The sequence below is a fragment of the Streptomyces sp. NPDC043952 genome, from assembly GCF_056435325.1.
Window position 1 is genome coordinate 160,397 of the sequence record NZ_JBWKES010000010.1, and the last position, 26,583, is coordinate 186,979.

General features: G+C 73.2%; 16 protein-coding genes. 4 read left to right on the top strand and 12 right to left on the bottom strand.

Features of this window, described 5'->3' with window-relative positions:
- Window positions 1-45: 45 nt before the first annotated feature.
- The 5 genes from AC069R_RS14895 to AC069R_RS14915 all read right to left on the bottom strand — a co-directional run bounded on the left by AC069R_RS14895 (window position 46) and on the right by AC069R_RS14915 (window position 8,633).
- Complete coding sequence (locus AC069R_RS14895) at window positions 46-1,602, bottom strand: phage tail sheath family protein (RefSeq protein ID WP_478767207.1); 1,557 nt, start codon at window positions 1,600-1,602, stop codon at window positions 46-48.
- A gap of 208 nt (window positions 1,603-1,810) precedes the next feature.
- Window positions 1,811-3,877 (bottom strand): ATP-binding protein, encoded by a 2,067-nt coding sequence (locus tag AC069R_RS14900; RefSeq protein ID WP_478767208.1) that lies wholly within the window; start codon window positions 3,875-3,877, stop codon window positions 1,811-1,813.
- Window positions 3,877-4,581: a Pvc16 family protein gene (locus AC069R_RS14905; RefSeq protein ID WP_478767209.1), complete on the bottom strand. Its 705-nt coding sequence runs from the start codon at window positions 4,579-4,581 to the stop codon at window positions 3,877-3,879. The genes AC069R_RS14900 and AC069R_RS14905 overlap by 1 nt, the downstream gene beginning before the upstream one ends.
- The gene (locus AC069R_RS14910) at window positions 4,578-7,802 is read right to left on the bottom strand and encodes a hypothetical protein (RefSeq protein ID WP_478767210.1); all 3,225 of its coding nucleotides are present in this window, start codon (window positions 7,800-7,802) and stop codon (window positions 4,578-4,580) included. The genes AC069R_RS14905 and AC069R_RS14910 overlap by 4 nt, the downstream gene beginning before the upstream one ends.
- Before the next feature lie 171 nt (window positions 7,803-7,973).
- Window positions 7,974-8,633, bottom strand: a complete 660-nt coding sequence (locus tag AC069R_RS14915) for a helix-turn-helix transcriptional regulator (protein WP_478767211.1) — start codon at window positions 8,631-8,633, stop codon at window positions 7,974-7,976.
- 239 nt (window positions 8,634-8,872) lie between these two features.
- Between AC069R_RS14915 and AC069R_RS14920 the strand changes: the two genes are divergently transcribed.
- Window positions 8,873-10,219 (top strand): COG1470 family protein, encoded by a 1,347-nt coding sequence (locus AC069R_RS14920; protein ID WP_478767212.1) that lies wholly within the window; start codon window positions 8,873-8,875, stop codon window positions 10,217-10,219.
- Between the two features lie 431 nt (window positions 10,220-10,650).
- Here AC069R_RS14920 and sbnA read toward each other — a convergent pair whose 3' ends face one another.
- The 6 genes from sbnA to AC069R_RS14950 all read right to left on the bottom strand — a co-directional run bounded on the left by sbnA (window position 10,651) and on the right by AC069R_RS14950 (window position 20,455).
- Complete coding sequence (gene sbnA / locus AC069R_RS14925; protein ID WP_478767213.1) at window positions 10,651-11,676, bottom strand: 2,3-diaminopropionate biosynthesis protein SbnA; 1,026 nt, start codon at window positions 11,674-11,676, stop codon at window positions 10,651-10,653.
- Between the two features lie 34 nt (window positions 11,677-11,710).
- On the bottom strand, window positions 11,711-12,781 hold the full coding sequence (gene sbnB, locus AC069R_RS14930; protein WP_478767214.1) for a 2,3-diaminopropionate biosynthesis protein SbnB: 1,071 nt from the start codon (window positions 12,779-12,781) through the stop codon (window positions 11,711-11,713).
- Complete coding sequence (locus AC069R_RS14935) at window positions 12,778-13,782, bottom strand: TauD/TfdA family dioxygenase (protein WP_478767215.1); 1,005 nt, start codon at window positions 13,780-13,782, stop codon at window positions 12,778-12,780. The genes sbnB and AC069R_RS14935 overlap by 4 nt, the downstream gene beginning before the upstream one ends.
- 42 nt (window positions 13,783-13,824) lie before the next feature.
- A complete protein-coding gene (locus AC069R_RS14940) occupies window positions 13,825-17,079 on the bottom strand; it encodes a non-ribosomal peptide synthetase (protein ID WP_478767216.1) in 3,255 nt (1,084 codons plus the stop codon).
- A 13-nt stretch (window positions 17,080-17,092) separates the two neighbouring features.
- Complete coding sequence (locus tag AC069R_RS14945) at window positions 17,093-19,690, bottom strand: Pls/PosA family non-ribosomal peptide synthetase (protein ID WP_478767217.1); 2,598 nt, start codon at window positions 19,688-19,690, stop codon at window positions 17,093-17,095.
- A 273-nt stretch (window positions 19,691-19,963) separates the two neighbouring features.
- Window positions 19,964-20,455 carry a hypothetical protein gene (locus AC069R_RS14950; protein WP_478767218.1) on the bottom strand — a complete coding sequence of 164 codons (492 nt, stop codon included), beginning with the start codon at window positions 20,453-20,455 and terminating at the stop codon, window positions 19,964-19,966.
- Window positions 20,456-20,692: 237 nt separating this feature from the next.
- Between AC069R_RS14950 and AC069R_RS14955 the strand changes: the two genes are divergently transcribed.
- On the top strand, window positions 20,693-21,028 hold the full coding sequence (locus AC069R_RS14955) for a hypothetical protein (protein WP_478767219.1): 336 nt from the start codon (window positions 20,693-20,695) through the stop codon (window positions 21,026-21,028).
- Window positions 21,029-21,279: 251 nt separating this feature from the next.
- The gene (locus tag AC069R_RS14960) at window positions 21,280-23,667 is read left to right on the top strand and encodes a tetratricopeptide repeat protein (protein ID WP_478767220.1); all 2,388 of its coding nucleotides are present in this window, start codon (window positions 21,280-21,282) and stop codon (window positions 23,665-23,667) included.
- A 26-nt stretch (window positions 23,668-23,693) separates the two neighbouring features.
- Here AC069R_RS14960 and AC069R_RS14965 read toward each other — a convergent pair whose 3' ends face one another.
- Window positions 23,694-25,484: a hypothetical protein gene (locus AC069R_RS14965; protein ID WP_478767221.1), complete on the bottom strand. Its 1,791-nt coding sequence runs from the start codon at window positions 25,482-25,484 to the stop codon at window positions 23,694-23,696.
- Between the two features lie 321 nt (window positions 25,485-25,805).
- Here AC069R_RS14965 and AC069R_RS14970 point away from each other — a divergent pair, with 321 nt between their 5' ends.
- Entirely contained in the window at window positions 25,806-26,570 is a 765-nt protein-coding gene (locus AC069R_RS14970) for an alpha/beta hydrolase (protein WP_478767222.1), read from the top strand.
- Window positions 26,571-26,583 lie beyond the last annotated feature (13 nt).

A 26,583-nucleotide genomic window follows, 5' to 3' on the forward strand; every position in this document is an offset into this window, starting at 1 on the left:
GACTGTTTCGTCACCTTTCCTAGACCGACCCGCGGGTCACTGGTCTCATTCGTCGATGAGGCTGGTGCTGTCCGAGAACTGGGCCAGCCGGAAGACCACGAACTCGGCGGGCTTGACCGGCGCGACACCGATCTCACACACGACCCGGCCCTGGTCGATGGACTCCTGCGGGTTGTTGCCGCGGTCGCACTTGACGTAGAACGCCTCCTCGGCGGTGCGCCCGAACAGCGCGCCCCGCCGCCATTCCTCGGTGAGGAACGCGGTGACATTGCGCCGGATGCTGGACCACAGCCGGTCGTCGTTCGGCTCGAAGACCACCCACTGGGTGCCCAGCAGGATGGACTCTTCGAGGTAGTTGAACAGCCGGCGCACGTTCAGGTAGCGCCAGGCCGGGTCGGAGGAGAGGGTGCGGGCGCCCCAGATCCGGATGCCGCGGCCGGGGAAGGCCCGTACGCAGTTCACGCCGATCGGGTTCAGCAGGTCCTGTTCGCCCTTGCTCAGGCGCAGTTCGAGGTCGACCGCGCCGCGGATCACCTCGTTGGCGGGTGCCTTGTGCACACCGCGCTCGGCGTCGCTGCGCGCCCACACGCCCGCGATGTGACCGCTCGGCGGGACCGTGGTGTTGCGGCCGGCCGCCGGGTCGAAGACCCGCACCCAGGGGTAGTAGAGGGTGGCGTACCGGGAGTCGTAGCCGGCCTCGTCGTTGCGCCAGGTGCGCACCTGCTGGGCGTTGAGGCCCGGCGGGGTGTCCAGGACGGCCACCCGGTCGCCCATCTGCTCGCAGTGCGAGATCACCGCGAGCTGGACCGTGCGCACGCCCTCCGCGTCGATGTCGCCGCGCTGGTAGGCGCCCATCAGGTCCGGGACCGCCACCATGGTGATCTCGTCGATGGCCTCCAGACCGCCGAACCCGGTGCGGGCGGCGGAGTCGCCGACGTACTCGGCGGGGTCGAGCCGGGACACCTCGCCGGCGGCCGGCACCGCGGGGGCGCCCGGCGCGTCGGGCAGGGCCACCGTCTGGGCGGCGGGCCGCACCTGGGCGGCGTCGCGCTGCTCGGTGACCTCGATCAGCTTGGAGGCCCGGACCTGGTTGACCACATAGCCCTTGACGTTCTTGCGGGTGGAGACGTCGTAGTTCTCCACCACCTGCTCGCCGCGCCGCACCAGCAGCCGGAAGCGGTCCTCGGGGTTGTTGTCGCCCTCCGGGTCGGCGATCTCCACCGACACCCCGGAGACGCCGGGCTTGGCCGCGACGAGGAAGCCGCCGACCGCCACCGGCTCGGGCGCCGGGGCCTGCCGGGGCACCGAATGGGCCGCCGGGGCGGCGGAGTCGCGGCCGGAGCCGCCGATGCGGACCACGTACGCCGCGCCGCCGCCGTTGGCGAAGTAGCCGTACACGGCGTGCGCCAGATAGGTGCCCTCGGTGAAACCGCCGAACAGCTGCGTGTACTGGTCCCAGTTGGTCACCAGGGTGGGCTCGTGGAAGGGTCCGGTCTGGGCGAAGCCGACGAACGCGGCGACGGCGGTGCCGACCCCTTCGATCGGTCGCGCACCGGACTGCACCTCCTCCACGTACACGCCCGGGGTGAGGTACGTCGGCATACTCGCTCCTTCGTGTGCCAAGGGTGTCACCTGCGTCGATACCGAGTCTCGGAGGCGGGTGCGGCATGGCGACAGGGGCGCGCGGACCTGGGCGGGGGCAAGTCGGCTGCCTTTCCGGGCGACCGCGACCGGCGCGGCCTTCCCTTTCGGGCAACGGACCCTGCCGTCATGCCCCGGAACCGGTGAAAACCGCTGGCCAAAGGCCGGTTCAGGAGTCCGCCAGCATCTCCCTCGTCCACGTCCCGAACTCGCTCTCCAGGACCAGCCGGCCGAGCTTGCGGTACTCCTGGGCGACCGCCGTCATCAACTGCCGCATGCTCAGCGGAAGTCCGGCCTCGGCCGCCAGATACGCGGCCGTCACCGCGCACGCCCGGATGGAACCGCCGGCCAGTTCGAAGCGGTCCGCGCAGAAGCCGAGATCGAGATCGCCGGCCCGCGGCAGGTGCCCGCCCAGGCACCGCTCCCACAGCGCGCGCCGCTGACCGGCGTCCGGCACCGGGAAGTCCGCGATCACATCGAGCCGCCGGGTGAACGCCTCGTCCAGGTTGGCCCGCAGATTGGTGGTCAGTACGGCGATGCCGTCGAAGGACTCCATGCGCTGGAGCAGATACGCCGACTCGATGTTGGCGTGCCGGTCGTGCGCGTCCTTGACCTGCGAGCGCTTGCCGAAGATCGCGTCGGCCTCGTCGAACAGCAGCACCGCGTTGACCGCGGACGCCTCGGTGAAGATCCGCTCCAGGTTCTTCTCGGTCTCGCCGACGTATTTGTCGACCACCGTGGACAGGTCCACCACGTACAGATCCATGCCCAGGTCGGCCGCGACCACCTCGGCGGACATGGTCTTGCCGGTGCCCGACTCGCCGGCGAACAGCGCGATCACGCCCCGCCCCCGGCCGCCGCCCGGCCGCATCCGCCACTGCCCGAGCACCTGCTCGCGATGCCGGGCGCGCACCGCGAGCTCCCGCAGCCGGCGGTGGGTCGGCGCGGGCAGCACCAGGTCGTCCCAGCCGACGGCCGGTTCCACCCGGCGGGCCAGCCGCGCGAGCCCCGCGCCGTTCTGCGCCCGTACGGCGGCCCGCAGATCGTCGGGCCGCACCGCGCGGTCGGCCAGCGCGGCCGTGCGCACCGCGGCGTCCGCGGCCCGGCGCAGCTGCCCGCCGTCCAGCCGGTGCGCGGCGACCGCCGAGGCGAGCGCCTCCGCGTCGGCCGGGGCGATGCCGTCGCAGCCGGCCCGTTCGAGCGCGTGCCGCCAGCGTGCGGCCTGCCGCTCGGGGGAGGGCGGGGCCACCGGCAGGACCACCGGGGTGTCGGCGGCCCAGGCCGGGTCCCAGCCGTCCGCGCCGTACACGAACAGCGGGAGGCCGCGCAGCGCGGTGGTCACGTCCCGCGTGATCCGGTCGCGCTGGGCGGGCTCGGGGGGCAGGGCCTCCAGCGGGCCGAGGACGACGCCCGCGCCGGACAGCCGGGCCTCCAGGGCGGCCACGCGGGCGAGGGCGGGCACCTCGGCGGGGCGCCGGGCGAGCGCCGCCGCGTCGAGCACCAGCGGTCGCAGCCCGGCCGCGTGCAGGGCCGTCACCGCGAGGCCGGGCGCGTCGCCCCCGCGGTCCGGCAACTGCACCAGACCGGGGCCGGAGCGCGCCGCGGCCGCCGCTCGGGCCACGTCGGCGGGCTCGGCCGTGGGGTCGGCGGCGGCCTCGCCGAGCACGTCGGTGAGCCGCGCGTCCGGTTCCGTGCCGCCCAGCAGGTGCGCGCTCACCCGGTCCGGGACCGCCAGCACGCGGGACAGCGGCGGCCGTTCGGGCTCGGTGACCTCGATCAGGCCGCCCGCGATCAGCGGCGCGCCGGGGGAGAGCCGGAAGCGGGCCGCCGACGCGGCGGGCAGTCCGCACAGCTCCAGGGCGAGGGCGACCGTCGGCCTGCGGCGCGTCAGGTCGTCGTTGAGGTAGCCGTACAGCCGCTCGAACCGGGGATCCAGATCCGGGGCCAGGGCGACCAGGAGGAGATCCGTGTCCAGCGGCGAGAGCCCGAACCGCTCGGCCAGCACCCCGAGTTGGGAGGCCGGTGGCACGGGCGGCGGCTCGTGGTCGGGCAGCCCAAGGCCGCTCTCCCCGTCGAGGATCCGCTGCACCGCCTCCGGGGTCAGATACTGGCCCCGGTACGGATCGTCGGGATCCGGGTCGACGGCGCGCCGCGCGGCCACCGCGTACCGCACCCGCTCCTCGATCAGCCGCAGCCGCGCCCACAGGACGTCGACCTCGGCCTCGGTGGCGTACATCAGGGCTGCCGCCTTCCCCTGCGGCGCCGGGCCGGCACCGCAGGCCGCGCGCGCGGGCCGGCGAAGCCCTCCGCACCGGGGTCGCCCACCTCCTCGTACCGCAGCCGCCGTCCCGGCGCGGGCTCCTCGCCGGGTCCGAGCCCGCCCGCCCGCACCACGAGCCCTTCGGTCACCGGTGGCGCGGCCGGGCGGGCCACGGCGGCCAGCGGCGCGCGCACCCGGACCCCGAGCGAGGGCTTGAGCTCGCCGTCCAGCGCCGACCACACATCGGACGCGGACGGCGCGTCCATCCCGCCCCCGGCGGTGTCCAGGGAGACGGTCAGCCCCAGCTCGGCGAGCGTGCCGGTGAGCAGCTCCGCCGGCAGCGCGTCCGTGCTCACCAGCGTGCCCAGCACCTGCGACAGCAGCCGGTGTTCGTCCTGCGGGCGGCTCGCCCACGCCGTGACCAGATACGTCAGCTCGAACCAGCGGGGCGGGGTGCGCCGCGCCACCACATACCCCTCGGCGTCGTGCACCTCACCGGCGCCGCTGCCGCGCCGGGTGGCGTCCTCCTGGATGTGGTACAGGAACACGCACACCGTGGGCGCGTTGCGGCGGGCCGCCCACTCGCGGGTCGGCGCGTCGAAGACCACCTCGACCCCGGACGCCTCCAGACCGGACCCGGCGAGCAGCGCGCGCAGCGCCTCGTCGACCTCGTGGATCATCGGCGGGTCACCTCGTCCGGCGGCTGCACACTGCCCAGCACCACCAGGAAGTCCGTCTTCACCGGGGAGAATCCGGGCCCCCGCGCGGTGATGGTGCGCGGTCCCGTCTGGTCCTTGGTGAGGATGAGCAACTGGCCGATGAAGGTGCCGTCCGGCTTGGGCACGGTCGGTGCGGCGGCCGCGGTGATTCCCGGCTTCCAGGCGAACCGCACCGGCACGCCCGGCGGGAAGTCCTTGCCGCGCACCGAGGTGACGAAGCCGGGCTTGCCGATGGGCGGCACCGCGATGATCCTCGGCTGGAGGATCCGCAGCTTCGTACTGGCCTTGTTGTCACGGGGGTTGGCGTCCGTGCCGGTGGTGGTCAGCACGCCGGTGGCCCGGCCGGTCAGCGCGTGGTCGGGGGAGAGCACCACCCGTACGACGGTGCTCGCACCCGGCGACAGGTCCGGCAGCGCGCACAGCCAGGAGCTGTCGCAGCCCGGTGGCGGACCGCCGTTCGGGATCCCGGCGGGCAGCGCGACGCGCAGCCGCAGCCCGGTGGCCAGCGCGTTGCGGCCGTTGCGCACGGTGTACGTGACCACGACCCGGCCGCCGACATAGCCCGGATCGGGCTGGGCGGTCACGGTGACCCCCGGCCCCGCCTTGGGCGCGGGCGGTGTGGGCGGGGCGGGCGGCGGGGTGGGCGTATGCGTGGGCGTGGGGGTCGGTGTGGGCGTGGGTGTCGGGGGCGGGGTCGGCGGCGCGGGCGGCTGCACCGGCACCACGGTCCGGGCGGAGTTGTCGCCGGGCTGCGGGTCGATCACGCTGCCGGTGACCGACCAGTCGATCGGCTGGTCGCCGGTCACGTTCCCGGTGACGGTCACGGTGACCGGGACCGTCGTACCGGGTGGCACCACCCCGAGGTCGCACTGGAGCGTGGCGGCGTCGCAACTGCCGCCGGGATAGGTGACCTTGGTGACGGTCACCCCGGCCGGCGGTGCCATGGTCAGCGTGGTGCCGGGCGAGGCGGCCGGGCCGTTGTTGACGACGTCCACCTTCAGGTCGGTGGACTTGCCGACGGTGACCGGGGGCGTCGTACCCGGAGCGTGCACCGCGAGGTCCACCGACTGCTCGACGCTGGGCTCCTTCTGACGGCCCGGCAGTTCGGTGGTGAGCGGGGTGACACGGCCGGTCGCCACGGTCAGCACGTACAGGTTCTCGGGGCAGTTGACCGGTGCGTCGTCCCGCGCGCTGAACACGATCCGGGTGCCGTCGGCCGTCCAGGCCGCGTCGCGCGGCTGGTGCGGTCCGGTGACCGTGGTGTCGGGCAGCTGCTGCCGGCAGGCGTCCGCGGTGCCCCGCGCGGCCGCGGGCAGCAGCACCTGGCAGCTGCCGCCGGACACGGAGGTCAGCACCAGGCCGTTGCGCTCGTCGACGAGGCCGCCGCCGTTCTTGCGGTTGAAGGCGATCGAGCGCCCGTCGGGGGAGAACGCGGGGCTGTCGTCGATGACCGAGCAGTTGCCGGGGCAGTTCGCGGCGCTGAGGTCCTTCTGCGCGTTCAGGTCGTCGATCGGCACGGTCCAGATGTGCTTGTTGCCGCCGTTCCCGTCGATCACCTCGTTGCGGGTGAAGGCGAGCATCGTGCCGTCCGGGGACCAGGTGGGCTGCGCGTCGCTGCCGTTTTGCTGACCGGCCGGCGGGACCACCTCGTGCACGATCGCGCCCGTGGCGGCGTCGGCGATCAGGATGCGGCCGGGGCCGGACGCGGAGCCGACCCCGCCGGGCGAAGTCCGGGTGAACGCGAGGTACTTGCCGTCCGGTGAGAACGTCGGGTCGGTGTCCCAGTCCTTGGGCCCCCGCCCGGCCAGCGGCAGCGCCCGCGGGTTCTGGCCATCGGCGTCCGTCGTCCAGATCCGCTCGATCCGTCCCTGGCCGCCCGGCGCGTTCTCGAACCGGGTCACCACGATCCCGCGGCCGTCCGGCGTGTAGTTCTGCCGCTCGGTCCAGGGGTCGTACCCGGCCGCCGGCTGGAACAACGGGTCCTTCGTCGGATCGGTGTTGGTGCCGGCCGCCGGGTCCTCCTGGAGGACGGTCACCCCGAGATCGCGCGGGTCGGAGCCGTCCATTCGCACGTCCTGCAAGGTCGCCACCCGCTGGTCCGGCGTCGCGTTCTGGCCGTTCACCTGCGGCGCGGGCTCCGAGAGCCGGTCCACCACCGGGTAGCCGCCGGTCAGCGGGCCGACCCAGGTCACCGAGGTGACATCGCGGTTCTCACTCAGCACCAGCTCCGGGTCGGGGTTCTGGCCGGGGTTCTGCGGGGCCCGCCACACATGGTTCCAGTCGCCCTCGCAACTGCACGTGTGGTTGGTGCTGAGGAACAGCACACCGTTGCCGTCGGGGAGCCAGGCCGCACCGTGCGTCTGCCACTGTGCCGCCGTGCCCGCGAGCAGCGGCTGGTCCCCGTCCGGGCGGCCCAGCTCCCGCAGCTTCGGCCCGGTCCTGGAGTCGGCGGTGTACGTGTACGCGAGGAGGTCGCGGTGCGCGTCGTCGTTCACCGGGTTGAACACCGGCTCGGTCGCCTTGCCGCCGAGCGTCCCGGTGAGCGCGGTCGCGGTGCCCCCGGCCAGCGGGCGCACATAGATCTGCGGTCCGGCGCCCGCGTCCGGGTTCGCGCTGTAGGCCAGCCGCTGCCCGTCCGCCGACACGGTCGGGCTCTGCTCGTCGTACGGCGTGTCGGTCAGCCGGGTCAGACCGGTGCCGTCGGTGCGCACCAGCCACAGATCGCGCTGCTTCTTGCCGTCCGGACCGCCCGGCTCCGCCGAGTCGAACACCACCGAGTTGCCGTCCGGGGTCAGCCGGGGATGCGCCGCGTCCCGGCCGCTGGTCAGCTTGCGCACCGAGCCGTCCGGCGCCCGCAGATAGATCTGCGGACGCTTGTCGTCGCGGCGGCTCGCGAACACGATCGTGTCCCCGAGCGCCGTCGCCTGTACGTCGTAGTGCGCCGGGCCCGAGCCGAACAGGGGGTCGCTGGAGTCGGTCTTCGTGACCCGGCCCAGGCTGCGGTGGTCGGTGCCCGCGTAGGCCACGCGGGCGGGCGCGGTGGCGGCGGCCGTCGGCCGGACGGGGTCCGCGCCGCTCGGTCCCGAGGCCGCGGTCACCGCCAGAAGCGGGACCAGCAGCAGCGACGAGGCGCCGAATCTCCCCAGCCGGCGCTGCCCGCCGGGGCCAGCGGTGCCGTTCACGGTCCACCTCGCAGTCTCGGTACACATGGGTGCGCCCGCCACTGTGCGGCACGGGCGGGGCCTGCGGCAGGACGCCGGGGACCCTTCCGGGGGAAGGGCCCGTTGCGCTTTCGGGCAGTCGCCGGGTGTCCGGGGCACTCGGCCCGCGCACGCTCCCTCGCCGAGCCGTCGTCAGATCAGCCCGTTGCGCAGCGCGTATCCCACCGCGTGCGCCCGGTTGCGCAGCTGGAGCCGCGTGGTCACCTCGTGCAGCACGTTCTTGACGGTCCGTTCGGAGTACGAGGTCTTCTCCGCGATCTCCGAGGTGTCAAGGCCCTCCGCCACCAGGCGCAGCATGTCCGCCTCGCGTGCGGTCAGCGTGGACAGGGAGAGTCCGCGCGGGTCGAGCGCCGCCCGCTGGAGGCTGCCGACATGGCTGAGCAGCTTGCCGAGCAGATCGCCGGGGAGCACGCCCTCGCCCTTGGCCAGCGCCAGCACCAGATGCAGCAGCCGGTCCTGGTCGGCCTCCGAGCGGCGCAGCACCGCGCCCACCCCGCACTCGATCACCCGTTGCAGCGCGGCCGATTCGAAGGTGCCCACCACCAGGCCGGTGCGGGTGGCGGTGTTGCGCTGCAGCCGTTGCAGCAGGGCCGTCACCTCGTCGTCCACGGTGTCGACGACCACGAGCGAGATCTGCGCCCCGTCCGCGTCGGCGTCCGACAGCAACTCCAGCTCCGGCCGCTGGCGCAACTGCTGGACGATGCCGATGTGCAGGACGAGATCCTGGGCGTAGACGGCCACGGTCACCCGGTCCGGGCGGCCGACGGAGGCGGGCTGGGTCCCGCCGGGCATCTGGACGATCATAAAGGGTACTTTCTTTCGCAAGGCCGGACATGGTGGCGTTGTTGAGGACGCGAGCCGGGCGACGACGGTGGCGTCCGGCCCGGTGGGATGGAGCACACGCCGCCTACGGCGTGTCAGCTCGCCTCCCGTTCGGTGGAGTTGACCTTGGCCGCTGCGGGCAGGTCGGCTGCCCGGAAGTTGCCCCCGCATCTCTCGTCGTCGTCCGGGTACGGCTCTACCGTCGTGGCGTGACGCCATCTGCACCCTCTTCCGGACCCGGCGCCCCCGGCCTCGACATCCCGGCCGTGACGGTGACGCCGGGCGGCACCGCCACCACCAGCCTGACCGTGCGCAACGACAGCGACATCGTCGAGGCGTACACGCTGGAGGTGGTGGGCGACTGTGCGCCCTGGGCGACCGTGGAACCCGCGCGTATCTCGCTCTACCCCGGCACCTCCGAGACGGTCACCATCACCCTGGCCCCACCCCGCTCGCCCGAGGTCCGGGCCGGCGATGTGCCGCTGGGCGTACGGGTGTTGCCGGCCGAGCACCCCGAGTCGGTCACCGTGCCCGAGACCACGGTGCACATCGAGGCGTTCCACGAGCTGCGCACCGAGATCCTCCCGCGGCGCCGGCGCGGCTGGCTGCGCGGCCGCTACCGGGTGGCGGTGCGCAACGAGGGCAACACCCCGACGCGGATCGCCTTCCGGCCCGAACAGGCCGGTGAGGAGCTGCGGTTCGGGTTCGTCCCGGCCAACCTGGAGCTGGCGACCGGCGAGTCGGCGGAGACCCGGCTGCGGGTGCGCACCGGCAAACCGGTGTGGTTCGGCAAGCCCGCCGTATGGCCGTTCACCGTGCACCCCACCGACAGCGCGGCCGAGGCGGAGGCGGAGGGCGGCGCCCGCCCCGCGGCGTATGTACGGCCCCCGCTGGAGGCCGAGTTCGTCCAGATCCCCATCTTCCCGAAGTGGCTGCTGGCCCTGCTCGCGGCCATCCTCGCCCTGCTGCTCGCCTGGTTCGCGCTGGTGCGCCCCGCGGTGCGCAGCGCGGCCCGGCAGGCAGCCGACGAGGTGGTCCAGCCGCGCCCCACCCCCGGCGGCGACAAGAACGGGCAGTCGCCGGGCACCGGCAACGGCAGCGGCACGGGCACCGGCAAGGAACAGGGCGGCACGGGAACCGGCGTGCCCGGCGGCGGCAGCCCCGGCGGCACCGGTCCCGGAACCTCGGTGGGCGGCGGCGAGCAGAGCTCGACCACCATCGACGTGGAGACGGCCGGCGGACAGGACAAGACCGGCAGCTACACGGTGCCCAAGGGCAAGGTGTTCGGCGTCACGGACATCGTGGTCGCCAACTTCCAGGGCGACGAGGGGGTCATGACCATCACCTTCGGCGACCGGAAGATCACCACGATCGCGCTGGAGACCTTCCGCAACCAGGATTACCACTGGGTCACCCCCATCGAGATCCCCGCGAACGCCACCGTCACCGCGAAAGTCACCTGCGCGAAGCCGGGCACACCGGCCACGGGCCGGCAGGCACAGCAGTGTCATGAGGTCCTGAACGTGAGCGGTGAACTCGCGAACGTCGCCCAATGAGGTGGCTTTTCTGAAAATAGTTCGCCTGGTGTGGCCTATGAGGGAAGGGGCGCATTTCACTCCGTCCGAAAACCGATACCGGGCCGAACTGTGCAGGAAATGTGCAGGTCAACGCCGGTGGCCAGGGAATTCAAGGCCGGGCGGAAGCGGTACCGGGGCCCACGGCGCGGCAGGGTCCGGGCGGAATGGCCTATTCCCTACCGTTCATGTGGGGGACGGGGGCGGCAGGGCGCGCGCGGTGGTGCCCCTGAGCGCGGGGCGTACGTGCCCTCCCGTACGGGGCGAAGCTGCCCCCTCGTACCCGGCGGGAGTGCCCTCGGACACGGCGTGACGCTGCCCCTCGCGGCACGCCCGAGCCGCCCTCCCGCACATGCCGAAGGGCGCCTTTCGGGGCAACATCCCCGGTCAGGCGCCCTTCCTTGGCCGAGGCGCTATGGGCGGCGCCTGCGCTCCGACGTCCGGGGCGCGGACTCGACCTCCTCCGTCACGGAGTCCATCCCCTCGTCCTCCAGGACGTGATCGCCGTACAGGTCCTGGAGCCAGTTGGTCTGGTAGACGGTGTCGAGGTAGCGCTCGCCCATGTCGGGCGCGATGGCGACCGCGGACAGGCCGCGGGTGTCATGCCGGGCCAGCCAGTCGGTGGCCCCGCTGACGACGGTCCCGGTGGAGCCGCCGAACAGGAAGCCGCGGCGGGCCATGCGGTGGCACATGCGGATGGTGTCCGCCTCCTCCACTCGGATCACCTCGTCCACGACGGACTCGTCCAGCAGCGGCGGGCGCATGCTCATGCCCAGGCCCGGAATCATCCGGCGGCCCGGCTCGCCGCCGAAGGCCACCGAGCCCACGCTGTCCACGGCGACGATCCGCACCGGCCGGTGCCACTGCCGGAACCAGCGGGCGCAGCCCATCAGGGTGCCGGTGGTGCCGGCCCCGATGAACACCACGTCCAGGTCGGGGAACTCCTGGGCGATCTCCGGGGCCGTGGTGCGGTAGTGCGCCCGCCAGTTGCCCGCGTTGGTGTACTGGCTCAGCCAGACGTACCGTTCGTCGGACGCGCACAGCTGGCGCACGTACTCGATCCGCGTGCCCAGGAATCCGCCGTTGGAGTCCTGGTCGGCGATGACGTGCACCTCGCTGCCGAGCGCCTCCATCAGCAGTCTGGTGGACAGGTTGCAACGGGAGTCCGTCACACACAGGAACTGGTAGCCCTTGCTGGCGGCGATCATGCTGAGCGCCACGCCGAGGTTCCCGGAGGAGGACTCGACGAGGATGGACTCCGGCGTCAGGAGTCCGTCCCGCTCGGCGCTCTCCACCATCTCGTTCGCGGCCTTCAGCTTGATGGAGCCGGCGAAGTTGAAGCCCTCGCACTTGAGATGGAGGGGTTGTCCGCAGATCGACTCCAGGTCGACGAAGAGACGGCCCTCGTTGAAGGCGTAGGGAGCGGTAATGACAGGCACGGCGGACCTCCTGGTGCCGGGCCGAGGACGGGCCTCAGCCGTACCGGCGCAGGTCGTGGAAGAAGTCGTCGATGAGGCGGAGGCTGCCCGCCCGGAGTACCTCGTCGTAGACGTACTTGCCGACGGCGAGATCGAGGACACCGAGTCCGAAGGGCGAGAAGATCACCGGACGGTCGGCCGGCGGCGCGGCCCGCCCGCACAGCACGTCGTTGAGCGTGCCGTTGAGGAAGTCGCGGTCCCCGGTGAGCTGTTCGACCAGGTGCGGTGAGGTGTCGGCCTTCAGGCAGTGCTCGACGTCGTCGACGAAGTTGGCGGCGCCCAGCAGGACTTCGGGGGCCAGATCCCGCAAGGACACATGCAGGACCAGGGGGTTGTGGTCGAACCACGCCGGATCGGTGACGTGCGGCTTGCCGGCGACGGTCGCGAAGACCACGAGATCGCTGCCGCGGATCAGGTCCTCGGCACGCTCGTGCACGGTGACCTGCCCGCCCGCGCCGCTCTGGCGCAGATAGCCGCGGAACCCCTCGGCGCTGGCGGCGGACACGTCGTGCACGCCGATCGCGTCGAACTCCCAGCCGGTGCCGGCCAGGAAGGTGTGGATGTACCGGGCGATCAGGCCCGTGCCGAAGAACCCGATCCGCGTGGGCCGGGTGTTCCGGCCGCGGCTGAGGCAGTCGGCGGCGAGCGCCGCGGACGCGGCGGTCCGGGTGGCGCTGATGATGGAGCTTTCCAGACAGGCGAACGGATAGCCGGTCTCAGGGTCGTTGAGGATCAGCACCGCGGAGGCCCGCGGCAGCCCGGAGCGCACATTGTCCGGGAAGCTGGAGATCCACTTCAGGCCGTCCACGTGCACCGAACCGCCGATGGAGGCCGGCAGCGCGATGATCCGCGAGTCCGGACGGTCCGGGAAGCGCAGGAAGTACGACGGCGGGTTCACCGAGTCGCCCGCGCCGTGCAGCCGGTAGGTGGCCTCCACCAGCGCCACCAGCTCCCGCTCCCGGCCCGTGAGGGCCTGCTGCACCTGTTGCCCGGAGATCACCGAGAACGTCGGCACCGAGGGCCCGCCCGCCGCCTGATCGGCGGTCGTCGTCAGCAGATCGGTCATCGCTCGCTCGCCTCCGGGGCCGGACGGCCGTCGGCGAGCCGGCGCGGCTCGGCCATGCCCACCAGCACCTGCCGCTCGCCGCTGAACGGCTCCCGGCTGTGCGCGGTGGAGATGTTGTCCACGAGCAGCAGATCCCCGGCCTGCCAGGGCTCGCGCCGGGTGTGCGCCTCATAGGTGGAGTTGAGCAGTTCGACCACCTCCTCGCCGATCGGACTGCCGTCCCCGTACCGGGTGTTGAACGGCAGCCCGTCCTCGCCGTACATGTCCACGAGGTATTCGCGCACCTCCGGGGAGAGCGTCCACTCGTTGAGGAACGCGATCTGGTTGAACCAGCAGCGCCGGCCGGTGACCGGGTGCCGTACCACCGCGCTGCGCCGCTGCCGGGTGCACAGGGAGCCGTCCGGGCCCCAGGTGAACTCGATGGCCTGCGCCCGGCAGTAGCGCTCGATCTCCTCGCGGTCCTCGGTGCCGAACGACTCGGCGAGCGAGGCCCCGATCTCGTCGTTGTAGCTGCGGGTCAGCAGCCAGCCCTCGCGCTCGAACCGCTCGGTCAGCGAGGCGGGCAGCGCGCTGAGCACCTCCTCGGCGTCGGCCACCGCCGTCGCCCCGCCCTCCGTGGCCGCGGTCAGGCACGCGAACAGCATCAGGGAGGGCACGTCCAGCGTGTAACTCAGCTCGTGGTGCATGCACATCGGCTGGTTGGCCGGCCACGGAGTGGCGCAGTACACGCCCGGCGCGACGGCCTCGCGCGGCGCGAACGCCTCGCGCTCTTGCATCAGTTCACCGGTGATCCGGGCGAAGACGGCACCGACCTGGTCCGCGTCCCGCAGTCCCAGACCACGGACCAGCAGCGCCCCGTGCTCGGTCACCAGGGCGCGCAGCGCCTCGCGGTGCTCGCCCGCCCAGGCCGGGGCGTCGCCCGGCGAGTCGACGCGCAGCAGCGCCGGTCTGTGCGGGCGCAGCTCCACCTCGAGCGGCGCTGCCAGGGATGAGAACGGCATCTCGGTTTCCTTTCGGTTGCCCGTCTGGAGGGGAGGCGTGGCTCAGGACGTGGCCAGGGGTACGGCGGCCCGCAGCACGGCACGCGCCGCCTCGGCCGGCCGGGTGCGGGGGAAGTAGTGGCCGCCGTCGGTGAGTTCGTGCAGCTCCACCCGGCCGGCCAGCAGCAGCCAGTCCCGGTGGCGTTCGGTGGCGCCCGCGGTGTGCGGGTCGTCGGCCGCGACGACCACGGTGAGCGGCGCGGCCAGCTTGGGGGGCGAGGGGGACTGGAGGGCCGCGCGGAAGTAGCGGTGCGCGGCCACGCAGTCGTGCCGGTAGGCGGCGCCGATGTGCTCGGCGTGCGCCTCGTTCAGCTCCGCCAGCTCGGTGTAGCCGCTGTCCGCGGTGAGCCGCGCCGCGATCTCGGCGTCCCCGAGCCCGGTCAACTCGGCGACGGCCGCGCCTCGTTCGTCCGCGGTGCCGAGGAGCTGGGCGCCGATGAACACCCGGCCGACCCGCACCCCCCGCTCGGCGAGCCGCCGGGCCGTCTCGATCGCGGGCGCCGCCCCCGAGGAGTGGCCCCACAGCATCACCCGCGTCAGCCCGCGCGCCACGATCTCCGCGGCGACCTGCTCGGCGACCTGCGCGATGGAGACGAACGGCTCCTGGTGCGCGGCCAGATCGTGTCCGGGCAGATCCACCGCGAGGACCGTGAGCCCGCTGTCGGCCAGCGCGCTCGCCATCGGCTGGAAGTTGACCGCGTTGCCCCCCGCGTACGGGAAGCAGACCAGCGCGCCCGCGTCCGCGCCGCCCCCCTCCGCGAGCGGCTGGAGCAGCTCCCCGTGCTGCGTGCCCGTGCCGTCCAGCAGCGCGGCCAGGTCCGCGAGGACCGGATGCCGGGTGATGTCCTTGAGGGACACCGCCCGCTCCAGCGCGATGCTGAGCTTGACCGCGGTCAGCGAGGTGCCACCGGAGTCGAAGAACTGGTCCGAGCGGCGCACCTGCTCGACCGGTACGCCCAGCACCCCGGCCCAGGCCGCGGCGAGCCGCCGTTCGGCGGGCCCGATCGGGACATCCGCCGCCGGGGTCTCCTCCGCGGCCGGCGCGGCCCGAGCCGCCAGCGCGGTCAGCGCCTTGCGGTCGATCTTCCCGTTGCCGGTCAGCGGCAGGGCGTCCTGCCAGTGGAAGGCGGAGGGCACCATATAGGCGGGCAGCACCGCGCCGAGCGCCTCGCGCAGCTCCGCCACCGGCCGGGGCGCGCCCGCGCAGAAGGCGATCAGGTGTTTGCTGCCGCCGCCCCGCTCGGCGACCACCACCGCCGCGTCCCGCACCCCGGCCACCCGCAGCAGCGCGTTCTCGATCTCCCCGATCTCGATGCGGAAGCCGCGGATCTTCACCTGGTTGTCCCGGCGGCCCAGGAACTCCAGCTTGCCGTCCGGGTGCCAGCGCCCCCAGTCACCGCCCAGGTACAGCCGCTCGCCGGGCCGGTACGGGTCCGTGCGGTACGCCTCACGGGTCCGCTCCGGGTCGTTGACGTACCCCCGGCCCACACAGACACCGGAGAACGCGATCAGGCCGGGTGCGCCCAGCGGCACCAGCGACAGCCGCTCGTCCACCACGTAGACGCGTACGTTGTTCACCGCGCGCCCCAGCAGCACCCGCTCCGGCACCCGGTCCAGGACCTCGTGGTTGGTGTCGTCCGAGGTCTCCGTCAGGCCGTAGGCGTTGAGCAGCTTGATGTCCGGCTCGATGGCGAACCAGCGCTGCACCAGCTCCCGCTTGAGCGCCTCGCCGGTCACCGACACACAGCGCAGGTCCGGCAGTTCACACGGCCGCTGCTCCAGGTACGAGACCACGACCTCCAGATAGGAGGGCACCAGCTGCGCCACCGTGACCCGGCCGTCGACCAGCGTGCCGACGAAGCGCTCCACGTCCGTGATCTCGTCCTGCCCGACCAGCAGGGTCCGCCCGCCGACCATGAGCGCGGACACCAGCTGCCACAGCGAGATGTCGAAGCACTGCGGTGCCGTCTGCGCCACCACCGAGTCCTCGCCGATGCCGAGGTCGTCGATCTTGGCGAAGAGGTGGTTGAGCAGGCCCGCGTGCTCGCACATCGCCCCCTTCGGCTCGCCGGTGGAGCCGGAGGTGAAGTAGATGTACGCCAACTGGTCCTCGTCCACGCGCAGTCGCAGGTCGTCCTCGGCGTGCGGCTGCGCGTACGCCTCCTCGACCAGCAGCCGCCGCGCCTCCGGCACCGCGGCCAGCGCCTCGTCCAGGGTGGCGGTGCTGCCGGACTCGGTCAGCACCAGCCGGCAGCCCGCCCGCGACAACGTTGCCGCGATCCGCCCGGCCGGGAAGTGCGGCTCGATCGGCAGGTAGACGGCGCCCGCCTTGAGCACCGCGAGCGTCGCCGCCGGCCAGTCGAGGCCCCGCTCCATGACGACGGCGACCACGTCCTCCCGGCCGGCGCCCCGCTCGACGAGCGCCCGCGCCAGCCGGTTGGCCCGCCGGTTCAGCTCGTCGTACGTCCACTCCCGCTCGCCCTGGACGACCGCCACCGCATCCGGACGCGTCCGCACCCGCTGCTCGAACAGCTCGTGCGCCCGCGCCTTGGGCAGCGGCCGGTGCGGTCCGGCCAGCCCCTCCAGCTGCTCGCGCACCTCGTCGTCGGTCAGCAGGCTCCGCGCGCCGTGGTCGGCGTCCGGGTCGGCGGCCAGCAGCCGGAGGGCGGTCAGGTGGTAGCCGCCGATCCGGGCCGCGGCCTCGGCGTCCAGGACGTCCTTGCGGTACCCGAGGCGCAGCAGCAGCCGGCCGCCCCGCTCCGACCAGCGCACATGCAGTACACCGTCGTCGGCGTGGTTCTCGTCGGCCCCGAGGGGCCCGAACACCACCTCGTACGGCGGCTCGGTCAGGCCGAGTTCGCGGCGCAGCTTCTCCACCGGGAACTCCCGGTGCGCCAGTACCTGCGCCTCCGCGTGCTCGGCCGCCGCCGCCAGCTCCCGCCAGGAGCCGGGGCGGACGGTCAGCCGGCAGGGCAGGGGCTCGCCGCGCACGCCGGTGGTGTAGCCGGTGACCACCTCCGGCTCGCCGGACAGCGCGGCCAGCACCTTGGCGTGCGCCGCGAGCAGCAGCGCGCTGACCGGCACGCCCTGGCGCCCGACCAGTTCGCGCACCGCCCGCGCCACCTCGTCCGGCACCGGCATCTCGTGCTCGGCCGAGCCGGGAGCCGGCTCCCGCACCCAGCGCGGCACCGGGGTGACACCGCCGGCGGTCAGCACCCGCTGCCAGAACTCCCGGTCCGCTTCCACGCGCGTTCCCATCGAATGGCCTTCCTCAACTCACGGTCGCCGCAGAGGCGTTGGCTGTAGACACGGCCGGCACGGGGGCGCCGGGCGGAGCGTCGCCCGCCGGCATCTCCACCGCCGGGTTGCCGCCCCACCGCGCGTGCGGGGGCACTTCCTCGCCCTTCATGAGGAAGGAGTCGGCGACCAGCTCCGAGCCCTCGCCCATCGTCACGCCGTAGTGGACATGGGCGGAGACGCCCAGCGTGGTGCCGGCGCCGAGCCTGATGAAGTCGGACTTGAAGGTGCCGTCCTCCTGCGAGTGGCACTGGACCTTGCTGCCCGCGTTGAGGGTGCAGCCGTCGCCGATGACCGCGAGGGTCCGGTCGGTGATGTAGCAGCCGTCGTCGAACACCATGCGGCCCACGCGCACGCCCATCAGGCGCCAGACCAGGCTCTTGAAGGGGGTCCCGTTGAAGATGTTCAGCCACTGCGACGGGACCTTCCACAGGCGCTCGATCCGCCAGAAGTCCCGGTCGTAGATGGAGCACAACTGGGGCCGCAGCCCGCGGAACCGGGTCATGCAGCGCTCCAGCACGATGTAGTACGCGGTGGAGAAGGCGAGGGTCAGCGCCAGATAGGCCGCTATCACCATATGGCCCGCCATGCCGTACAGATCGACCGTGGCGAGCGCGAACAGGGTGAGCACGAAGACGTGCAGCCAGCGGGCGAGCAGCCACCAGGCCATCGAGCGCAGGTTGTAGCGGTTCTTAGCGCGCAGCCGCGTGCTCAGCTCCTCGCCCTCGCGCAGATGGTCGAAGCGGGCGTCCCGGTCGACCGAGCGCGGGATCTCGAAGCACGGCGAGCCGAGCAGCCCCACGCCCGTTCTGACCTCGCCGTCCAGCGGGATCATCACCTTGGTCGCGAGCAGGCAGTTCTCGCCCGTCCTGCCGCCCACCGGGTAGGCGATGTTGTTGCCGAGGAAGTTGCGCGGCCCGATCGACACCCGCGACAGCCGGAACGACGTGCTCGAATAGTCCGCGTTGAGCACGGACAGCCCGTCGGCGATCATGGTGCCGCTGCCGACCGACACCAACAGCGGTGTCTCGTGCTGCACTTCGGTGCCGAAGTTCGAGCCGGTCTGCTCGACGTGCGACAGGTCGTACCCGAGCCCGCGCAGATAGTGCACGACGTACGAGCTGTCACCGAACAGCCAGGCGAAGAACTTGACGTTGGTCAGGCGGGCCGTCGCACGGTGCAGCGCGTAGTGGAAACCGTACAGCGGGTAGACCCGGTCGGGCCGGACGACCAGCCGCAGCAGCCGGGGCAGCGTGTACAGGACGGCGAGGCCCACGACGACGAAGCCGGCGAACAGCACCAGGGAGAGCAGCAGCGCGTCGGTGAGCAGCTGGCTCGGCGCCAGGTCCTCGGTGTCCGTGTCGAGGCGCTTGCCGATCGCCGGTACCGCGGTGAACAGTATGTACATCCCGCCGACGCCCAACGGGATGTAGACGAAGAGGAGTTGGACCAGGGTGCCGAGGCCGAACCAGGCCCGCCGCAGGGTGCCGCACCGGGCGGGCGGCACGCGCAGATAGTCCGTCGACGCCGGCTCGGCGGGGGAGCCGTGCCAGCGCTCGCCGGCCGGGACCGTCTGACCGCGGTGCAGCGCCGAGGCGTGGCCGAGCTGTGCCCCGTCGCCCATCGAGGTGTCGATGTCCAGGGTGGTCTTCTCCCCGATGAACACGCCCTCGCCCAGAGTGATCCGGCCGGTCTGGATGCGCCCCGCGTGCGCCCGGTAGCCGAGGATGAAGGAGTCCTTGCGGATCACCGTCCCGGCGCCGATCGTCACCAGGTCGGGGCAGACCGGCAGGGTGTGCGACAGGATCGTGACCCCCTTGCCGATCCGCGCGCCCAGGGCCCGCAGGTACAGCACGTACAGCGGGGTCCCGGCGAGGAAGACCATCGGGTTCGCGTGCAGCAGCACCTTCACGAGCCAGAAGCGCGCGTACGCGAGGCCCCAGACGGGGAACTCGACCGGTTTCCAGCGGCCGACCAGCAGCCACTTGGCGATGACCGGGAAGACGCACAGCGCGACGAACCCGGTGCCGCCGAAGGCCAGCGACCGTACGTAGATGTCGGCGATCCCGTTGCCGTCGGCGACCCACTCGTAGCCGGTGCCGGTGACCAGGCCGGAGACGAGCGAGTAGGCGAGGAAGGCCAGCAACTGGAAGGACCCGCACAGGAAGTGGGTCAGCCGGCTGGTGTGCGGCAGGGGGGCGGGGGGTGCGGCGGGTGCCGGTGCCGCGGGCGCCGTCGGGGTGGCCGGGGCCTCGTCAGGCGGGGGAGTGGCCGGGGTGAGGGCCGCGGCCAGGTCGCGGATGGTGGGGTACCGGTAGATGTCCCGCATGGAGGGGGACGGCAGGTCGGGCCGCTTGCGCACGCGTGCGCAGAACTGGGCCATGACCAGGGAGTTGGCACCGAGGTCGGTGAAGAAGTGGCCGTCCACCGGCACCTGCTCGGTGCCCACGACCTCGGCCAGCGCGTCCGCGAGTCCGCTCTCGGTCTCTGTTCTGTCCGGGCCGGTGCCGCTCACGGGGAGGGCGGATGCGTCCGGCCCGCTTATATCGATCTCGGAGGACTGCTCCACCATTCGATCTCCTCGAGAACGTTCTGGATCGTTGATGCACATTCCTGATCACGAACCGCCAATTCAGTGTGGACAGGGCACCGTAAGCCTGTCACTTCGAACCAATCGCCCGACTCGCCGGAAATGCCCGCTGGAGCCCTGATCCTTGGGCGCGCGGGGCTGGCGGCCGCTGCGGATCACCCGTTTGGCGGTTCACTCGTGCGGCAGCGTCGGGGGTTCGGGCAGGGGTCCGTGCGGTTCGTGGGGAGGCGTGCTTCGTGAAAGGGGGGCGCGGCGTCAGTACCGCAGGGCCGTGCCCACGTCCGCCCGTACCTCGCCGTGCAGCCTGCGGTTGCTGCGCGCGGTGCCGTGGCCGGAGGCGTGCGCGGCCACGTTCTTGACCGTCAGCACGACGACGTCGAGCAGATTGCCCTTGCCGTCCGTGAAGTCGACCTGCACGGCGAAGGACTTGGCGGAGGAGGCGGTGTTCCGCGCGGTCACCGTGGCGGTGGCCCGGCCGTCGCCGCCGACGGCGACGCCGCCGACGCTCACCTGGTCCTTGGCGTTCACTCCGCCCTTGGCCTCGTCGAGCCTGCGGCCGGCCTCCGCCGAGGCCGAGGCGAGCGCGTCGCCGCCGCGGGCCGCGAGCGAGGCGGCGGCGGAGGCGGCCGAGGCGGCCTGCTCGGCGGGGGTCGGGGAGTTCGCGGAGCCGTGGCCGCAGCCGGCGGCCGGCAGCATGACCAGGGCCAGCACCGCGCCCGCCGTGCCTCGTCTCCAGTGCCCTGCCATGGGTGACTCCCGTGCCCTCGCAGCGAATCGTTCCCCTCAGTGAAGGGTGGGCGGCCGCACCCCGCACACCGGGTGCGACAGCCGGGCCACACAGGCACCCGAAAGGACTGCTCAGCGCCGCTGAACAGGCGATGTCCCCGGCATAGGCGCCCTCGCCGGGCGGGCCGGCGCACTCTGACGGATAGTGGTGGGGGGACCAGGTCCCCCGGCAGCACCCGCCTTGGCACAGGAGGCCCGATGCGCGCTTCACGGTCACTGGCCGCGCTCACCGGTTTCGCGTTGCTCGGCATCGCGCTCACCGCCTGCCAGGACCAGGCGTCCGGTCAGATCGTGGCACGGCACAACGGACGGATCGTCCAGACCCTCGACAACCCCCCGGTCAAGGGCTGCCACCGCTTCCCCGAGGGCATCACCCAGGTCACCAACCAGACCCAGAGCAGCCTGCTCCTGTACACGACCCCCGACTGCACCGTGCCCGCCGGTGGGGCGTCCAACTTCCTCGACATCGGCGCGACGGACCAGGCGGTCCGGGCCACGGGGCCGTGGAACAGCTTCTCGTTCGCACCGGAGTGAGGACCGCGGGCAACCCCGTCTGACGGTCACCGGTACTTCGCCCGATGCGCGGCAAGGCGTTCACGGGCGTCGGCGCCGCCTCGGTACGACATCCCGCTCACCCCCGGTCTGCCGGCGCCCCTCCGTGGAGCGCGTCCACGCGGCGCCCGGCCGGCGCTCCGCTCCCTGCGCTCGTCCGCCCCCTCTCCCTCCCCCTTTGTCGATACGATGGCCGTTATGGCGAGTTGGGGGAGTGCTGGGTGGAACCGTTGATGGACTTGGTGTTCTCGGCTGTCGGCACGGTCGCCTCGGGCGCGCTGTCCGGTGCGGGCGGCGAGGCGGGCAGACGGATCTCGGAGCGGCTGCACGGACTGCTCAGCCGGGCCGGGACCGAGCCGGGCACGCCATCCGGTCAGCAGGTGCTCACCCTGCCCCGCACCGAGGCGGAGCGCCGCGACGCCGCCTTACAACTGGTCGAACTCGCCCACAGCTCACCGGAGTTCGCGCGCGAGGTGCGGGAGTGGGTCCGGGAGGCCTCCTGGCTGGCGCCGCGCGCGGTGGCGGCCGTGGCGCCCGGAGCGTCCCGGCCGCGGATGCTGCCGCCCGCGACGGCGGCCTTCACCGACCGGGAGGAAGTCCTCGCCTGGATCAAGGGTCTGCTGGACGACGCCGGCCAGTCGCCGGGCGCGCCGGTCGTCGCCATCCTCACCGGGCCGGGCGGCATCGGCAAGACCGCCACCGTCGTACGGTGCGCACACGAGCTGGGCGAGCGGTTCCCCGACGGGGAGCTGTTCGTCGATCTGGCCGGCGCCTCCGCCGGGACCGCCCTCACCCCCTCCGAGGCGCTCGTCCGCCTCCTGGAGGGACTCAAAGTCGCCGCCATCCCCGGCGACGAGGCACGCCAGCGGGACCTGTTCCGGGACTGCACGGCCGGCCGGCGCATGATCGTCGTCCTGGACAACGCGCTGGACGACGCCCAGGTCCTCCCCCTGCTTCCGGCCTCGCCCGGCTGCCTCGTCCTGGTGACCAGCCGGCACCGGCTCGGCCGGGTCGTGGCCGAGCACGGCGCGCATCCCTTCACCCTGCGGCCGCTGTCGCCCGGCGACTCCGCGCTGCTGCTGCGACGCGTCGCCGGGCGCGCGCGGGCGGACGTTCCGGAGGAGGCCGTGCGCGCCGTCGCGCTGGGCACCGGCGGCATCCCGCTCGCGGTGTGCACCACCGGCGCCGGGCTCGCCGTGCGCGAACACCTCTCCTGGGACCGCGTGGCGCGCGGGCTCTTCGACCGGACGCACGGCACGAGCCGGACAGGAGCCGCCATGGAAGACACCGGCGCGTACGGCCCCGCCGACCCCGTGCGGCTCGCCCATGACGTCTCGTACGGCGAACTCACCCCCGAGTGCGCCGCCTTCTACCGCGCGCTCGCGGTATGGGCCTGGCCGACCGTGAACCTCCTGTGCGCCCGGCCTGCGGCGGACGTCGAGGAGGCCGCGGCCCGCGCCATGCTGGAGGAGCTGGCCCGCGTCCATCTGCTGGAGGAGGTCGCCGAGGAGCGCTACCGCTTCCACGACCTCGTGCGTGCCCACGCCCGCGAGCTGGCGGTCGCCGAGGACGGGGAGCGCCGGATGCGCGAGGCGGTCCGCCGGGTGGCGGTCGCCTATCTGCGGTTCGCGGCCGCCGCGGACCTGCGGGTGATCGGGCAGCGCTGGCACCTCGGCCCCGTCTACGACCGTCTCACCGCGCCGGCCGACCCCGGACCGGACGACAGCGCACGGGCGTTGGCCGAGCTGCGCGCCGAACGGGAGAACCTCGCGGCGGTCATCCACGCGGCCGATCACCACGGCTTCGACGACCTCGTCTGGCAGTTGTGCGAGGCGACGTGGAGCCTGCACCTGCGGCTCGGCTTCCACGCCCAGTGGATCGACACGCATCTGCGCGGCGTCGAGGCGGCCCGCCGGAGCGCCGAGGAGTTCGGCGACCGGCGCGCGGTCGGCCGCATGCTGGTCCAACTGGCCTTCGGCTACCTGGGAGCGGGCGAGGCGGACAAGGCGGAGGAGGCCCTGGAACAGGCCGTCGCCGCGGACGAGGAGTGCGGGCACCCGCGCGGGCAGGCGTCCGCCCTGGAAGCCCTCGGGCTGATGCACCTCAAGCTGTGGCGCCACGACGAGGCACGGAGCGCCTTCGAGGAGGCCCAGCGGGTCCTCGGCCGTATCCGCGAGGGCGAGGAAGGATGGCGGGACGTGCCCCGCGCCACCGCGCTCCTCACGCACCACATCGGCCGGGTCCTCGCCCGCGAGGGCCGACTGCCCGCCGCCTACGAGCGGTTGAACGACGCGCTGGTCCGCTTCCGGGCCCTGCCCGACGGCGCCGACACCTACAACGAGGGCCGTGTCTACATGAGCCTCGGCGAGGCCCACCTCGGCGCGGGCGACCTCGAACTCGCCCTGGTCTGCCTGGACAAGGCCGCCGGGATCATGACGAGGGAAGGCGCGGGGCTCCAGCTCGCCGACGTGCTGGAGCAGCGCGCCGAGTGCCACGACCGCTCGGGCCGTCCGGCGCGGGCCGCGGAGGATCTCCGGGCCGCCGCCGCGCACTACGAGAAGCACGAGGACACCGTCGGCGCACAACGGGCCCGCGCGCGCCTCGCCGCACTGGAGACCTGAGACCCAGGCTGATGATTCGTCAGCCACTAGGCCGGAGACAGTCGTTCGACCGTCACCCGGCGCGCCACCGCGCCGGTGCGCACCACGAGTTCGGGGACGGCCTCGGAGACCTTCCGGCCGCTCGCGACCCAGGCATGGAGCGCCGAGGCGTACGCGGCCGGGTCGCACAGGTCCGGCCGGCCGTCCGGACCCGGCGCCGCGGACAGACGCAGCAGGTCGCCCTGGCGGGTGCGGACGACACAGCGGTCCGGTCCGTCGGCGTAGACCGCCAGCGCGCAGTACGGGTAGCGGGCCAGCGCCTCCGTCGTCCAGGCGGCGGGCGGCCCGAGCCGGGGGTCGTCCGCGGGCGCGTGCCGCAGGATGACGTCCGCGACGCGCAGCCTGCCGGTCTCCCGAGTCTCCTCGTCCACGGCCGTGTGCGCGAGCTCGGCCCGCGCCGCCAGTCCCTCCGCCGGGTCGGGGGCGTCGCCGGACACGGGGTGCCGTACCAGCGTGACCTCGGGCGTGGGCCCGTCGGCCACCTCGGCGAAGACCCGCACGGGCGTGGTACGGCGGGCCGGCTGGTGGGGCGGCAGCGGCAGCGGGTCGAGCAGCGCGGCGCTGTCGGGCTCCGGCAGGCCCATGAGCCGGTAGAACAGCCGGCGCAGCAACCCGGCCGACTCGCCCGGCGACGAACTGGCCTGCTCGGCGAAGTGCGCGTAGCTGTCCGGCTCGTGGGCGGTGATCGCCGCGTCGATCTGCGCCCGCAGGCTGCCTTGCCGGACCAGCCGGGGCGCCGTACGCCCGAGCGCGGCCACCGGGGAGTGCGGGTCGAGCGCGTCCTGCGGGAACGCCCCGAGCAGTACGGGGGCGCCGATGGCCGCCGCGTAGTACGTGACGCTGGAGTGGTCCCCGAGCACGCAGTCCGCCGCGATCAGGGCCTGCCGCCACCAGTCGAGCGGCGGCACGGCGTCCAGGCCGGCCCGGCGGGCGTGGTCGAGCCAGGACCTGACCTGCCCCGGACCGTGCCCGTACCAGATGTTGGGGTGCAGCACGGCGACGGAGCGGTACTCGTCGGCCGGCAGCTCCGTGGACAGCCGGGACAGCAGCCAGGGCAGCAGATCGTCCGCGTCGTCCGCCGCGCCCGCCCCGGCCTCCAGGGCGCCGAACAGGGACCGTGACGACCAGGTCGAGCTGAGGACGACCAGCTTCTGCCCCGGCGCCACCCCGAGGGCGCGCCGGAAGAGTTCGCGCTGGGGGAGCGCGCCGATGAGCCGGTCGTAGCAGGGGTCCCCGGCCAGTACGGCGGTGGGCGCGGCCTGCGGACAGGAGGCGCGCAGCCGCTCCAGCTGTTCGGGGTGCGACAGGACGGTGGCGGCGGCGAGGGGGCGGCCGCGGTGCAGCAGCCAGTCCGGGGAGAGCCCGAAGACCGGTGAGGACGAACGCCGTTCGGCGCCGACGGGGGTGGCGAGCCGCTTGTTGTAGCCCATCCCATGGGACAGGATCACCAACTCGGCTCGGATCTCGTCCAGTTCGCCGCCGTAGCTCGCGGAGACGGCGAGGTCGAACGTGGTCTCCTTCGCCTGCTCCCACGGCAGCACGGGCAGCCCCACCCCCGTCAGCAGCTCGGGCACGCCCGCGAGGAACGGCGAGGACCCCGTGCACGTGGCGAACAGCTGCAACCGCACATCGCCGCCGAACAGGGGCAGCACGTCCAACAGGCGGGTCGCGGAGGTCACGTTGTGCACCACGAGGAGGACACGACGGCATCCCGCCCGCGTGACCCAGCGTTCCGCGTCCGCCCCCACCGGCACCCGCAGCCGTGCTGCCCCACCCATCACCACTGGCGCGTATCCCCGTCCCGGCCTGATCGATTCGGCGTTCTCCGGCTGTCGGCCCGATGCTATCGAGCCGTAACTCCGGGGACACGCACAGGGATCGGATGGCGGACGTTGCGGCAGCGTGCCCCGGCCGGAAAAGGGGGAGCGGGGCGGCGCCCCGGCTGATAGCTTTCGGGCGACCGTGCGAGCGAGCGAGGAGGTGAGACCCATGACCGAGGTATCCGTGTGGGCGCTCCCCTCTTCGTCACGGTCCGGCGGCTGACGCAGCTGCCGCCGGGAGCGCCTTGCCGACCAGGCACTCCCGAAGGGCAACACCCCATGCAGACATTGCGATTCACCGCTCACACGACGTCCGACGGCGTGATCGAGCGGGACTTCACCGTGAACGGCGTCCCCGGCGTCCTCTGGTCGCCCGCGTCCGGCCCCGAGCGCGCCCCCCTCGTGTTCATGGGCCACGGCGGCGGCACGCACAAGAGGTGGCCCGCGATGACGGGCCGCGCCCGGCTGCTCGTCACCGGCGGCGGCTTCCATGCCGCCGTCGTCGACGCGCCCGGCCACGGCGACCGGCCGCGCACGGCACACGACGAGCAGGAGATCGCCGCGCTGTACCGGGCGCGGGCGGCGGGCGAGCCGGAGGGCCCGATCGTCGTCCGCTACAACGCCCACCTCGCCGAACGGGCCGTCCCCGAGTGGCGGGCGACCCTGGACGCCCTCCAGGAACTGCCCGAGATCGGCACCGGCGGTCCCGTCGGCTTCTTCGGACTGAACATGGCCACCGCGATCGGCGTGCCGTTCGTGGCGGATGATCCCCGGATCACCGCCGCGGTCTTCGGGCTGCACTGGCCCGACGCCCTGGCCGGGGCCGCCCGGCGGATCACCGTCCCCGTCGAGTACGCCATGCAGTGGGACGACGAGCACATCCCGCGCGCGTCCGCGCTGGCCCTCTTCGACGCCTTCGCCTCGACGGAGAAGACGCTGCACGCCAACTCCGGCCGGCACAAGGAGCTGCCGCGGTTCGAGGCCGACAGCGCGGTCCGCTTCTTCGCCCGGCATCTGAGGGCAACGGCGGTGCGGGGGGCCTGAGCCGGGCGGTGCC

What these genes read in the sequence shown, in the direction of transcription:
- AC069R_RS14970 (WP_478767222.1), top strand. Translation starts at nt 25,806, where the DNA reads ATGCAGACATTGCGATTCACCGCTCACACGACGTCCGACGGCGTGATC.
- sbnB (WP_478767214.1), bottom strand. Translation starts at nt 12,781, where the DNA reads ATGACCGATCTGCTGACGACGACCGCCGATCAGGCGGCGGGCGGGCCC.
- AC069R_RS14960 (WP_478767220.1), top strand. Translation starts at nt 21,280, where the DNA reads ATGGACTTGGTGTTCTCGGCTGTCGGCACGGTCGCCTCGGGCGCGCTG.
- AC069R_RS14895 (WP_478767207.1), bottom strand. Translation starts at nt 1,602, where the DNA reads ATGCCGACGTACCTCACCCCGGGCGTGTACGTGGAGGAGGTGCAGTCC.
- AC069R_RS14915 (WP_478767211.1), bottom strand. Translation starts at nt 8,633, where the DNA reads ATGCCCGGCGGGACCCAGCCCGCCTCCGTCGGCCGCCCGGACCGGGTG.
- AC069R_RS14950 (WP_478767218.1), bottom strand. Translation starts at nt 20,455, where the DNA reads ATGGCAGGGCACTGGAGACGAGGCACGGCGGGCGCGGTGCTGGCCCTG.
- AC069R_RS14955 (WP_478767219.1), top strand. Translation starts at nt 20,693, where the DNA reads ATGCGCGCTTCACGGTCACTGGCCGCGCTCACCGGTTTCGCGTTGCTC.
- AC069R_RS14965 (WP_478767221.1), bottom strand. Translation starts at nt 25,484, where the DNA reads ATGGGTGGGGCAGCACGGCTGCGGGTGCCGGTGGGGGCGGACGCGGAA.
- AC069R_RS14945 (WP_478767217.1), bottom strand. Translation starts at nt 19,690, where the DNA reads ATGGTGGAGCAGTCCTCCGAGATCGATATAAGCGGGCCGGACGCATCC.
- AC069R_RS14940 (WP_478767216.1), bottom strand. Translation starts at nt 17,079, where the DNA reads ATGGGAACGCGCGTGGAAGCGGACCGGGAGTTCTGGCAGCGGGTGCTG.
- AC069R_RS14935 (WP_478767215.1), bottom strand. Translation starts at nt 13,782, where the DNA reads ATGCCGTTCTCATCCCTGGCAGCGCCGCTCGAGGTGGAGCTGCGCCCG.
- AC069R_RS14905 (WP_478767209.1), bottom strand. Translation starts at nt 4,581, where the DNA reads ATGATCCACGAGGTCGACGAGGCGCTGCGCGCGCTGCTCGCCGGGTCC.
- AC069R_RS14900 (WP_478767208.1), bottom strand. Translation starts at nt 3,877, where the DNA reads ATGTACGCCACCGAGGCCGAGGTCGACGTCCTGTGGGCGCGGCTGCGG.